Source organism: Pseudomonas sp. ASL4 (assembly GCF_056680395.1).
Window position 1 is genome coordinate 1,086,796 of sequence record NZ_CM155280.1, and the last position, 12,335, is coordinate 1,099,130.

Sequence of the window (12,335 nt, forward strand, 5' to 3'; positions counted from 1 at the left end):
CTGTAGGAGCGAGGCTTGCCCGCGAAGAGGCCATCACGTCCGACATTGATGCTGGCCATGATGACGCCTGCGCGGGCAAGCCTCGCTCCTACAGGTGGGGCATGCATTCTCAAAGCAGGGGATTTCAGGCCGTTTCGACGGCCTTTTTTTTTGCCTGAATTTGGGTGTTCTGTATAGATCTACAAAGAATAACTAAATGAATAAATATGATTTATGGATATATAAATCACCTGTTAAGGTCACTTCCATCAAAGCGAGATCGCGCACGGCGAATCGCTAACACCGCTCAAGGAATCATCTGAATGCTGGTCGTCTCACTCGGTGGCAGCCCCAGCCAACGCTCTCGTTCCGGGGTGCTGCTGGAGCGTTCGCAGCGCTGGTTGCAAGAACAAGGTGTGGAAGTGGTGAGTTATCAGGTACGGGACTTCCCGGCTGAAGACTTGCTGCATGCCCGCTTCGACAGCCCGAAGGTGATCGACCTGCTGCAACAGATTGAAAACGCCGATGGCCTGCTGATCGCCACGCCGGTCTACAAGGCATCGTTCTCCGGCGCTCTGAAAACTGTATTGGATCTGCTCCCCGAGCGGGCCCTGGCCCACAAAGTGGTGTTGCCAATGGCCACCGGCGGCAGCATCGCCCACATGTTGGCGGTGGACTACGCACTCAAACCAGTGCTCTCGGCATTGAAGGCCCAGGAAATGCTCCACGGGATTTTCGCCGTGGACAGCCAGATCGCTTACGGCGAAGGCAGCGCCCAGGCACTGTTGGCGCCCGAGCTGGAAGAACGACTGAATGAATCACTGGAGCTGTTTTTCAGCGCCATGGCGCGACGGCCCAAGCCGATCGACCCGAACCTGCTGAACGAACGTTTGTTGAGTGCTCGCTGGAGCATTTAAGCCGGCACTTAAGCCACCCCTGAATTTGAAGTCCTCACCTTACTCAGCCGCTAACGGCCAAGCAGGTGCAGCCAAAACCCAACAGCAAATAGGAGAGCGCTATGCGCACTGTCATTTTGCGTCGTGGTCTGGTCGCTCTGTTTGTGGCGGCTGTGTCCTTCGGCGTTATTTCTCAAGCACAAGCCGAGACTTTGCGAATCGGCTATCAAAAGTACGGCACCCTGGTGCTGCTCAAAGCCAAAGGCACGTTGGAAAAACGCCTCGCCGCCCAAGGTGTGGACGTGCAATGGACTGAATTTCCCGGCGGCCCGCAGCTGCTGGAAGGCCTGAACGTCGGCTCCATCGACTTCGGTGTCACCGGTGAAACGCCTCCGGTATTCGCCCAGGCGGCCGGCGCCGATCTGCTCTACGTCGCCTACGAACCGCCAGCGCCGCACAGCGAAGCGATCCTGGTGCCGAAGGACTCGACAATCAAATCCGTAGCGGACCTCAAGGGCAAGAAAGTCGTCCTGAACAAAGGCTCCAATGTTCACTACCTGTTGGTCCGGGCGCTGGAAGACGCCGGCCTCAAATACACCGACATCCAGACCGTATTCCTGCCGCCCGCCGATGCCCGCGCTGCGTTCGAGCGCGGCAGCGTCGATGCCTGGGTGATCTGGGATCCGTACCAGGCTGCCGCCGAACAGCAACTGCAAGCGCGCACCCTGCGCGATGGCCAGGGCATCGTCGACAACCATCAGTTCTACCTGGCGACCAAACCCTACGCGCAGAAAAATCCCGAGGTGATCAAGGCCCTTGTCGAGGAAGTGCGCGCTGTCGGTGAATGGTCCAAGGCCAATCCCGAAGACGTCACCAAACAGGTTTCGCCACTGCTCGGCCTGCCGGCAGACATCACCCTGACCTCGGTGAAACGCCAGGGCTACGGCGCGTTGTTCCTCACGCCGGAAGTGGTCGCCGCCCAACAGAAAATCGCCGACAGCTTCTACCAGCTCAAGCTGATTCCCAAGCCCTTGAGCATCAAAGACGTGATCTGGACGCCACCGGCAGCCGTTGCCAACGCGCAGTAATTCGATTTCCTAAGGAGACCACTCCATGAGCCTCAATATTTTCTGGTTCCTGCCTACCCACGGCGACGGCCATTACCTTGGCACCGCCGAAGGCGCTCGCGCCGTTGACCACGGTTACCTGCAACAGATCGCCCAAGCGGCGGATCGCCTGGGTTTCGGCGGTGTGCTGATTCCCACCGGTCGCTCTTGCGAAGACTCGTGGCTGGTGGCCGCGTCGCTGATCCCGGTCACCCAGCGTTTGAAATTCCTTGTCGCCCTGCGCCCCGGGATCATTTCCCCAACGGTGGCCGCGCGGCAAGCGGCGACACTGGATCGCTTGTCCGGCGGTCGTGCGCTGTTCAACCTGGTGACGGGTGGTGATCCGGATGAATTGGCCGGCGACGGTTTGTTCCTCAGCCACGAAGAGCGTTATCAGGCCTCGGTAGAATTCACCCGCATCTGGCGCCGCGTGCTGGAAGGCGAAACCGTCGATTACGACGGCCAGCACATCAGCGTTAAGGGCGCCAAGTTGCTCTATCCGCCGATCCAGCAACCGCGTCCGCCGCTGTACTTCGGTGGTTCGTCGGAAGCCGCGCAGGACCTGGCCGCCGAACAGGTGGAAATGGTCCTGACCTGGGGCGAACCACCGGCCGCCGTGGCCGAGAAAATTGAGCAAGTGCGGGCCAAAGCCGCGAAGCTCGGTCGCACCGTACGCTTCGGCATTCGCCTGCATGTGATCGTGCGTGAAACCAACGAGGAAGCGTGGGCCGCAGCGGATCGACTGATCTCCCATGTGGACGACGAGACCATCGCTCGGGCCCAGGCTTCGCTGTCGCGGTTCGATTCGGTGGGTCAGCAACGTATGGCCGCACTGCATGGCGGTAGCCGCGACAACCTGGAAGTCAGCCCCAATCTCTGGGCCGGTGTTGGCTTGGTGCGCGGCGGCGCCGGCACCGCATTGGTGGGCGATGGCCCGACCGTGGCCGCGCGCATGAAGGAATACGCGGACCTGGGCATCGACACGTTCATCTTCTCCGGTTATCCACACCTGGAAGAGGCTTACCGCGTCGCCGAATTGCTGTTCCCGCACATTGACGTACAGCGCCCGGAACAGCCCCAAGGTGCCAACTTCGTCAGCCCGTTTGGCGAGATGGTGGCCAACGACATCCTCCCTAAAGCCGCGTCCCAGAGCTGAGGCGCCGCCATGAAGAAAATTATCCACACCCTCGCGCCCTGGGCGTTGCCGGTGTTGTTGCTGGCGGTGTGGCAGTTATCGGTGTCGGCGGGTTGGTTGTCGACACGGATTCTGCCGGCACCCATCGCGGTGATCGAAGCCGGCGTGAGCCTGGTGCGCAGCGGCGAAATCTGGACTCACCTCGCCATCAGTGGCTGGCGTGCGGCGCTGGGTTTCACCATTGGCGGCAGCATTGGTCTGGCGTTGGGCTTCATCACCGGCCTGTCGAAATGGGGCGAACGCTTGCTCGACAGTTCGGTACAGATGATCCGTAACGTACCGCACCTGGCGCTGATTCCACTGGTGATCCTCTGGTTCGGCATCGATGAGTCGGCGAAGATTTTCCTGGTGGCGTTGGGCACGTTGTTCCCGATCTACCTCAATACCTATCACGGCATCCGCAACGTCGATCCGGCGCTGGTGGAGATGGCGCGCAGTTACGGCTTGTCCGGTTTCAGTCTGTTCCGTCAGGTGATCTTGCCGGGTGCACTGCCTTCGATTCTGGTCGGTGTGCGTTTCGCGCTGGGCTTTATGTGGCTGACGCTGATCGTCGCTGAAACCATTTCCGCCAGCTCCGGCATCGGCTATCTGGCGATGAATGCGCGAGAGTTCTTGCAGACCGACGTGGTGGTGCTGGCGATTCTGTTGTACGCGGTGCTCGGCAAACTGGCCGACCTTGCGGCCCGTGGACTGGAGCGTGTCTGGCTACGCTGGCATCCGGCGTATCAGGTTGCCAAAGGAGGTGTCGCATGACTGCTCAACAACCTCCACGCCTGCTGCGCGGGATTCCGCTGGCGGTGCGCAAACTGCAAAAGACTTTTGGTTCGCGGCAAGTGCTGCGCGAGATCGACCTGCACATTCCGGCCGGTCAATTCGTCGCCGTGGTCGGTCGCAGCGGTTGCGGCAAAAGCACTTTGCTGCGCTTGCTCGCTGGTCTCGACCTGCCCACGGGCGGCGAATTGCTGGCCGGTTCTGCGCCTTTGAGTGATGCCCGGGAAGACACGCGATTGATGTTCCAGGAAGCGCGTCTGCTGCCATGGAAAAAGGTTATCGACAACGTCGGCCTCGGGCTCAAGGGCAACTGGCGACCACAAGCACTGGACGCGTTGGAGTCGGTAGGCCTGGCGGATCGTGCCAATGAGTGGCCGGCGGCCTTGTCCGGTGGCCAGAAGCAACGTGTGGCCCTGGCCCGCGCGCTGATCCATCAACCGCGCTTGCTGCTGCTGGACGAACCCCTAGGCGCCCTGGATGCCCTGACCCGAATTGAAATGCAGCAACTGATCGAACGGCTCTGGCAAAAGCACGGTTTCACCGTGTTGCTGGTGACCCACGACGTCAGTGAAGCGGTGGCGATTGCCGATCGGGTGATCCTGATCGAAGAGGGCGAAGTCGGCCTCGACCTGCACGTGGAACTGCCGCGCCCTCGGGTTCGTGGCTCCCATCGGCTGGCGGCGCTGGAAACCGAAGTACTCAACCGTGTGCTGTCACTGCCCGGCGAGCCGCCGGAGCCGGAACCTGTTTCACCATTGCCTACGCAACTGCGCTGGGCGCAATAACTCACGCCTCATCTCAACGACAGGAATCAACATCATGACTATCAAAGCCATCAACGTTCGTAACCAGTTCAAAGGCTCGATCAAAGAAATCGTGCTGGGTGACGTGCTGTCGGAAATCGACGTGCAAACCGCTTCCGGGATCGTCACTTCAGTGATCACCACCCGTTCGGTGAAAGAGCTGGAACTGGTGGTCGGCAGCGAAGTAATCGCGTTCGTGAAATCCACCGAGGTGTCGATCGCCAAGTTGTAAGCGCGTGCATTACGAACAACCCTGGAGGGTGTGAGCCCTTCGGGGGTTTTTATGCGAGTGAATCAGTGAGTTCGGTGGTGTGGCATTCGCGAGCAAGCCCGCTCCCACAGGGGATTTGTGCCGAACACAAATTCCATGCTCATTGAAGATCAATTGTGGGAGCGGGCTTGCTCGCGAAGAGGCCATTGAAGCCACTAGAGAACTCAGGCTGAAAGGGTGCGCTTGGGCAAGTAAGGCGGCAGATAAAGCCCCAAATACGCATCAAACACCCGCATCCCTTCCTCAGCCATGCGCGGTGTAATCTGCCCATGCAGCTGCACCGAGCGCGCATACACCCGATCTCCCAGCTCCATCGCCAACGCAAACACATCCACATCCATCGGCAGCCTCGGCAGCTCGAAGTGGTGATCGAATAGTTTGTGCATCAGGTCACCCAGTTCGATGTCGTGCTGGCGGTCGGCCTGGGTGACTTCGGTCAGGCCGTGCTGGGCGAGGATCAGTTGCCGGGCGGCCGCGTCTTCGCCGTAGATGTCGAGCATGCGCTGTTCCACCAGTCGTGACAGGTCACGCCAGCTGTGGAGGGCTTCGTGGTTGATCGGCGCTTGCAGGCAGGCGCGGAATGCTGCGTGGACGTCGGCGGTCAAGGCTTCGAGCAGGGCCGGGACGCTGGCGAAGAAGTGGTAGACCGAGGACGGCGGGATCTGCGCGCGCTCGGCGACGCTGTAGATCGACAGGCTGGCCACGCCCTCGGCGGCGAGCAGCGTGCGGGCGGCATCGAGTATCGAATCGATCCGGGCCTGGCTGCGTGCGCGGGGTTTGCGAATAGGGGCGGGGCGCGTCATTGGAGTCTCCTGCGGGGCAGCGGGCATTGTACGCAGAGCGGGAGATGTTCCATATCCCCTGTGGCTCTCAGTGATTCACTGTGGCGAGGGAGCTTGCTCCCGTTGGAGGCCGTAGGACTCCCTTTAATACGCAATGCGGTTCTGTCAGACACACCGCATTGACTGGTTTCGGGGTCGCTTCGCGACCCAGCGGGAGCAAGCTCCCTCGCCACAGGGGTTGATGGCGGCCATAAAAAAACGCCGTCGGCCTTATCAGCCGGCGGCGTTTCTTTTTTACTGCAACCACTTACACGGTATGCAGGTACCAGTTGTACTCAAGGTCGGAGATGGAGTGTTCGAACTCCTCCAGCTCACTTTCCTTACAGGCCACAAAGATATCGATGTATTTCGGATCGATGTACTTGGCCATGACTTCGCTGTCGTCCAGCTCACGCAATGCGTCGCGCAGGTTGTTCGGCAGGCTTTGCTCGTTCTGCTCGTAGGAGTTGCCTTCTACGGGCGCGCCCGGCTCGATCTTGTTGGTCAAGCCGTGGTGAATACCGGCCAGAACCGAAGCCATCAGCAGGTACGGGTTGGCATCGGCGCCGGCAACGCGGTGTTCGATACGTACGGCATCGGACGAGCCGGTCGGTACGCGAATCGCTACGGTGCGGTTGTCCAGGCCCCAGCACGGCGAGTTCGGCACGTAGAACTGTGCGCCGAAACGACGGTACGAGTTGACGTTCGGGCAGAGGAAAGCCATCTGCGCCGGTAGGGTCTCGAGCACACCGCCGATCGCGTGACGCAATGCGGCGTTCTGCTCGGGATCCTCACTGGCAAAAATATTCTTGCCGTCTTTGTCGAGAATCGAAATGTGCACGTGCAGACCGTTACCCGCCTGGCCCGGGTAAGGCTTGGCCATGAAGGTGGTGTCCATCTCATGGTCGTAGGCGATGTTCTTGATCAGGCGCTTGAGCAACACCGCGTAGTCGCAAGCCTTGATCGGGTCGGCCACGTGGTGCAGGTTCACTTCGAACTGCGCCGGGGCACTTTCCTTGACGATGGCGTCGGCCGGGATGCCTTGCTCTTTCGCACCTTCCAGAATGTCCTGGAGGCAATCGACATATTCGTCGAGGTCGTCGATCAGGTAGACCTGTGTCGAGTGCGGACGTTTGCCGGAGATCGGCGAGCGTGGTGGTTGCGGTCGACCGTTCACGTTCTCCTGGTCGATCAGGTAGAACTCCAGTTCGAACGCGGCGCAGATCGTCAGACCCAGGTCGTCGAACTTGGTCACGACTTGACGCAAGACTTCGCGAGGATCGGCGAAGAAAGGTTCACCTTCGATTTCGTGCATGGTCATTAACAGTTGCGCGGTAGGGCGCTTCTGCCAAGGCTCATTGCACAGGGTGTCGGGGATTGGATAGCAGATTCGGTCAGCATCGCCGATGTCCAGACCCAGGCCGGTGCTTTCCACCGTAGAGCCATTGATATCCAGAGCAAATAGAGAGGCCGGCAGGTTGATGCCTTTCTCGTAAACCTTGTGGAGGCTGGTGCGTTCAATGCGCTTGCCGCGCACCACACCATTCATATCCGCAATCAGAAGGTCAACGTACAGAACCTCAGGATGTTCCTTAAGGAACGCGTTCGCTTCGTTAAGCTGAACGGCACGCGGGGGTACCGACATGATGCAACACCTTTGTTGTTAAAAATATCAATCATTGATCTCTTCGGGTTTCAGTCAACCCGAACGGCATGCCGAAGTCAAGCGAGGCCTTTTTTGCCCTAAAAAAGCGCTCGCAGGGCTTTTTTGAGGCACTTTGGGGCGTTTTTTTGCCTTTGAGCGCTTTGGCGCCCGCGGGCTTGAGCGGGCCGTGTTGTATTTTTTACGGGGGTGTTGTGTAAAAAAATGAACAAGGCTAAGCTCGATTCAAACCCATAACACCAATAATACCGGGGTGCTTCATGTCTCGCCTGCCGTTAATCGGCGTCACCATCTGCTCTAGGCAGATAGGTCTGCATGCTTATCACATCAGTGGCGACAAATACGTATATGCCATGGCCTCAGTTGCCAAAGGCGTGCCGTTCATTCTTCCGTCTTTGGCGGATTCGCTGGCCCCGTCCGATATTCTGGACGATCTGGACGGCATTCTCTTTAATCGCTCTCCCTCCAATATAGAACCGTTTCACCGTGGCAGCCCAGCCAATAAGCCGGGTTCTGCTCATGATTCTGCACGCACATCTAGCTTTCGCTGACCCTCTCCAGGGTCGCGACGGGTATTTGTGCCCGGCCATTGCAGTGGCAATCTGTATCACGCGACGCCGACGCGTCAAACAACGCCTGACTTATAAGAGTCAGGAAACTCAGCCTAGAGGCATTTATGAGTAACAACCTCGACCAGCTCACCGATTGGTTGAAAGACCACAAGATCACAGAAGTCGAATGCATGATCGCCGACTTGACCGGGATCACCCGGGGCAAGATTTCGCCGACCAACAAGTTCATTGCTGAAAAAGGCATGCGCCTGCCCGAGAGCGTTCTGTTGCAGACCGTGACCGGCGACTACGTCGAAGACGACATCTATTACGAACTGCTCGACCCGGCCGACATCGACATGATCTGCCGCCCCGACCAGAACGCGGTGTTCCTGGTGCCTTGGGCTATCGAGCCTACCGCTCAGGTGATCCACGACACCTACGACAAGCAAGGCAACCCGATCGAGCTGTCACCGCGCAACGTGCTCAAGAAGGTCCTGAAACTCTATTCCGACAAGGGCTGGCAGCCGATCGTGGCGCCGGAAATGGAGTTTTACCTGACCAAGCGCTGCGAAGACCCGGACTTCCCGCTGCAACCGCCGATTGGCCGTTCCGGTCGCCCGGAAACCGGTCGCCAGTCGTTCTCGATTGAAGCAGCGAACGAATTCGATCCGCTGTTCGAAGACGTCTACGACTGGTGCGAACTGCAAGAGCTGGACCTCGACACGCTGATCCACGAGGACGGCACGGCGCAGATGGAAATCAACTTCCGTCACGGCGATGCCCTGTCCCTGGCCGACCAAATCCTGGTGTTCAAACGCACCATGCGCGAGGCCGCGCTCAAGCACAACGTGGCGGCGACCTTCATGGCCAAGCCCATGACCGGCGAGCCGGGCAGTGCGATGCACTTGCACCAAAGCATCATCGACATCGAGACCGGCAAGAACGTCTTCTCTAATGAAGACGGGACCATGAGCCAGTTATTCCTGCATCACATCGGCGGTTTGCAGAAGCTGATCCCCGAGCTGTTGCCGCTGTTCGCCCCGAACGTCAACTCGTTCCGCCGCTTCCTGCCGGACACCTCGGCACCGGTGAACGTGGAGTGGGGCGAAGAGAACCGTACCGTGGGCCTGCGAGTGCCGGATGCCGGCCCGCAAAACCGTCGGGTGGAAAACCGCCTGCCGGGCGCCGACGCCAACCCGTACCTGGCGATTGCCGCGAGCCTGCTCTGCGGTTATGTCGGCATGGTCGAAAACTTGAACCCAAGTGCGCCGGTAGTGGGCCGTGGCTATGAACGCCGCAACCTGCGCCTGCCACTGACCATCGAAGACGCGCTGGACCGGATGGAAAACAGCGCGACGATCGAGAAATACCTGGGCAAAAAATTCATCACTGGCTACGTCGCGGTCAAGCGGGCCGAGCATGAAAACTTCAAGCGCGTGATCAGTTCGTGGGAGCGGGAATTCCTGCTCTTCGCCGTCTGATGCGCCGGGCGCGGCTGTGTCTAGCTGCGCTCTAACCAATAACAAGGAGAATTCGCATGACCAGCAATAACCCGCAAACCCGTGAATGGCAGGCGCTGAGCAACGATCACCATCTGGCGCCGTTCAGCGACTTCAAACAGCTTAAAGAGAAAGGCCCGCGCATCATCACCAGCGCCAAGGGCGTTTACCTCTGGGACAGCGAAGGCAACAAGATCCTCGACGGCATGGCCGGCCTGTGGTGCGTAGCCATCGGTTACGGTCGTGATGAACTCGCCGACGCCGCCAGCAAACAAATGCGCGAGCTGCCTTATTACAACCTGTTCTTCCAGACCGCTCACCCGCCGGTGCTGGAACTGGCCAAAGCCATCGCCGATATCGCACCGCAAGGCATGAACCACGTGTTCTTCACCGGTTCCGGGTCCGAAGGCAACGACACCATGCTGCGCATGGTTCGCCATTACTGGGCGATCAAAGGCCAGCCGAAGAAGAAAGTCATCATCAGCCGCAAGAACGGCTATCACGGTTCCACCGTGGCCGGCGCGAGCCTGGGTGGCATGACTTATATGCACGAACAGGGCGACTTGCCGATCCCGGGTATCGTCCACATCGCCCAGCCGTACTGGTTCGGTGAAGGTGGCGACATGAGCCCGGAAGAGTTCGGTATCTGGGCCGCCAATCAGTTGGAAGAGAAAATTCTGGAAGTCGGCGTGGACAACGTCGGTGCCTTTATTGCCGAACCCATCCAGGGTGCCGGCGGCGTGATCGTTCCGCCTGAAAGCTACTGGCCGCGCATCAAGGAAATCCTCGCCAAGTACGACATTCTGTTCGTGGCCGACGAAGTGATCTGCGGTTTCGGCCGTACCGGTGAGTGGTTCGGTAGTGATTACTACGACCTCAAGCCCGACATGATGACCATCGCCAAAGGCCTGACGTCCGGCTACATCCCGATGGGTGGCCTGATCGTGCGTGACGACGTGGTAGCGGTGCTCAATGAGGGCGGCGATTTCAACCATGGCTTCACCTATTCCGGTCACCCGGTGGCCGCTGCGGTGGCACTGGAAAACATCCGTATCCTGCGCGAAGAAAAAATTATCGAGCGCGTTCACGCAGAAACGGCACCCTATTTGCAAAAGCGTCTACGGGAACTGAGCGATCACCCGTTGGTGGGGGAAGTGCGCGGCGTTGGTCTGTTGGGGGCCATCGAACTGGTCCAGGACAAGGCCACTCGCAAGCGTTACGAAGGCAAGGGCGTCGGCATGATTTGCCGCACGTTCTGCTTCGACAACGGCCTGATCATGCGTGCCGTGGGCGACACCATGATCATTGCTCCGCCACTGGTGATTACACCGGCTGAAATCGATGAGCTGGTGGCCAAGGCGCGCAAGTGCCTGGACCTGACCCTGAGTGCCTTGCAGGCCTAAGTGCTAGGCTCTGGGCGGGGTGCGAAGACGGCACTTCGCCCGGAGTAAACAAAGGATGGGTCTTTCCTTGAAAGCCTGCCTTGTAACTTGCCAGACTACCGGTTGTTCGGATGCCCAGTAACAGGCCGCTGAGCACGTGGTTAAAAAGAAAAAATTGGAGCATTACCCATGAAGGCATTAGGTATGAAGATAGCTGGCAAGACCCTCCTCGCCATGTCCCTGATGGGCGTGATGGCGGGTGCAGTACAGGCCGATGACAAGGTGCTGCATATCTACAACTGGTCCGACTACATTGCACCGGACACCATCGCGAACTTCGAGAAAGAGTCCGGGATCAAGGTGGTGTACGACGTTTTCGACAGTAACGAAACCCTGGAAGCCAAGTTGCTGGCAGGCAAGTCCGGCTACGACGTCGTCGTGCCGTCGAACAACTTCCTCGCCAAGCAGATCAAGGCCGGCGTTTACCAGGAGCTGGACAAGTCCAAGCTGTCCAACTACGGCAACCTGAACAAGTCGCTGCTCAAAGCGGTTTCCATCAGCGACCCGGACAACAAACACGCCTTCCCTTACATGTGGGGCTCGATCGGTATCGGTTACAACCCCGAGAAGGTCAAGGCTGCACTGGGCGTCGACACAATCGATTCCTGGGACATCCTGTTCAAGCCTGAAAACATCGCCAAGCTCAAAGGCTGCGGTGTGAGTTTCCTCGATTCGCCGACCGAAATGCTGCCAGTCGCGCTGCATTACCTGGGCCTGCCTACCGACAGCCAGAAGAAAGAAGACATCAAGAAAGCCGAAGATCTGTTCCTGAAGATTCGTCCTTCGGTCACTTACTTCCACTCGTCCAAGTACATCTCCGACCTGGCCAACGGCAACATCTGCGTAGCCGTCGGTTACTCGGGTGACGTGCAGCAAGCCAAGTCCCGCGCTGCTGAAGCCGGTGACAAGGTGAAAGTCAGCTACGCCATTCCAAAAGAAGGCGCTGGCAGCTTCTACGACATGGTCGCGATCCCTAAGGATGCGGAAAACGTCGACGGTGCCTACAAGTTCATGAACTACCTGTTGCAGCCGAAAGTGATGGCCGACATCACCAACGCCGTCCGTTTCCCTAACGGTAACGCCGAAGCAACCCAGTACGTGAACAAGGAAATCACCTCGGACCCGGGCATCTACCCGTCCGCCGAAGTGCAGGCCAAGCTGTATGCGATCGCTGACTTGCCAGCGGCTACCCAGCGTGAGCTGACCCGCAGCTGGACCAAGATCAAATCCGGTAAATAAGCCGATTTGAAGCCACATCCTGTTGCCGTTGCCTGCGCGGTGGCGGCAACAGGAATAATTAAATGACAGAAAGTTTTGCTGGAACGGTTTATCGAG

The 12,335-nt window shown here is 58.9% G+C and carries 11 protein-coding genes and 1 pseudogene; 10 read left to right on the forward strand and 2 right to left on the reverse strand.

What is annotated here, in order from left to right; all coding sequences use genetic code 11:
• Positions 1-302 precede the first annotated feature (302 nt).
• From ssuE to AC1MEW_RS04810, 6 genes are all read left to right on the forward strand, one after another.
• Positions 303-896 carry an NADPH-dependent FMN reductase gene (gene ssuE / locus AC1MEW_RS04785; RefSeq protein ID WP_201198704.1) on the forward strand — a complete coding sequence of 198 codons (594 nt, stop codon included), beginning with the start codon at positions 303-305 and terminating at the stop codon, positions 894-896.
• A 101-nt stretch (positions 897-997) separates the two neighbouring features.
• Positions 998-1,963, forward strand: coding sequence for a sulfonate ABC transporter substrate-binding protein (locus AC1MEW_RS04790; RefSeq protein ID WP_480425557.1), 966 nt, complete (start codon positions 998-1,000; stop codon positions 1,961-1,963).
• 25 nt (positions 1,964-1,988) lie between these two features.
• Positions 1,989-3,137, forward strand: a complete 1,149-nt coding sequence (gene ssuD / locus AC1MEW_RS04795; RefSeq protein ID WP_149660253.1) for an FMNH2-dependent alkanesulfonate monooxygenase — start codon at positions 1,989-1,991, stop codon at positions 3,135-3,137.
• 9 nt (positions 3,138-3,146) lie between these two features.
• Positions 3,147-3,929, forward strand: coding sequence for an aliphatic sulfonate ABC transporter permease SsuC (gene ssuC, locus AC1MEW_RS04800; RefSeq protein WP_480425559.1), 783 nt, complete (start codon positions 3,147-3,149; stop codon positions 3,927-3,929).
• Entirely contained in the window at positions 3,926-4,732 is an 807-nt protein-coding gene (gene ssuB, locus AC1MEW_RS04805) for an aliphatic sulfonates ABC transporter ATP-binding protein (protein ID WP_201190231.1), read from the forward strand. Before ssuC ends, ssuB begins: the two co-directional genes overlap by 4 nt.
• A 34-nt stretch (positions 4,733-4,766) precedes the next feature.
• On the forward strand, positions 4,767-4,982 hold the full coding sequence (locus tag AC1MEW_RS04810; protein ID WP_003229256.1) for a TOBE domain-containing protein: 216 nt from the start codon (positions 4,767-4,769) through the stop codon (positions 4,980-4,982).
• A gap of 203 nt (positions 4,983-5,185) precedes the next feature.
• Here the strand turns inward: AC1MEW_RS04810 and AC1MEW_RS04815 are convergent, their stop codons facing one another.
• Together AC1MEW_RS04815 and AC1MEW_RS04820 are read right to left on the reverse strand one after the other, a co-directional pair.
• Positions 5,186-5,824 carry a TetR/AcrR family transcriptional regulator gene (locus AC1MEW_RS04815; RefSeq protein WP_201198694.1) on the reverse strand — a complete coding sequence of 213 codons (639 nt, stop codon included), beginning with the start codon at positions 5,822-5,824 and terminating at the stop codon, positions 5,186-5,188.
• Positions 5,825-6,110: 286 nt separating this feature from the next.
• On the reverse strand, positions 6,111-7,487 hold the full coding sequence (locus AC1MEW_RS04820) for a glutamine synthetase family protein (protein ID WP_201190203.1): 1,377 nt from the start codon (positions 7,485-7,487) through the stop codon (positions 6,111-6,113).
• A 278-nt stretch (positions 7,488-7,765) separates the two neighbouring features.
• On the opposite strand from AC1MEW_RS04820, the pseudogene AC1MEW_RS04825 reads away from it, so the two are divergent.
• The 4 genes and pseudogenes from AC1MEW_RS04825 to AC1MEW_RS04840 all read left to right on the forward strand — a co-directional run.
• Positions 7,766-8,047, forward strand: a pseudogene (locus AC1MEW_RS04825) (gamma-glutamyl-gamma-aminobutyrate hydrolase family protein); the annotation flags it as partial.
• Between the two features lie 134 nt (positions 8,048-8,181).
• The gene (locus AC1MEW_RS04830; protein WP_201198692.1) at positions 8,182-9,540 is read left to right on the forward strand and encodes a glutamine synthetase family protein; all 1,359 of its coding nucleotides are present in this window, start codon (positions 8,182-8,184) and stop codon (positions 9,538-9,540) included.
• Between the two features lie 56 nt (positions 9,541-9,596).
• On the forward strand, positions 9,597-10,961 hold the full coding sequence (locus AC1MEW_RS04835; protein ID WP_201190197.1) for an aspartate aminotransferase family protein: 1,365 nt from the start codon (positions 9,597-9,599) through the stop codon (positions 10,959-10,961).
• A gap of 183 nt (positions 10,962-11,144) precedes the next feature.
• The gene (locus AC1MEW_RS04840) at positions 11,145-12,239 is read left to right on the forward strand and encodes a polyamine ABC transporter substrate-binding protein (RefSeq protein WP_201205058.1); all 1,095 of its coding nucleotides are present in this window, start codon (positions 11,145-11,147) and stop codon (positions 12,237-12,239) included.
• The last annotated feature ends 96 nt before the right edge of the window (positions 12,240-12,335 follow it).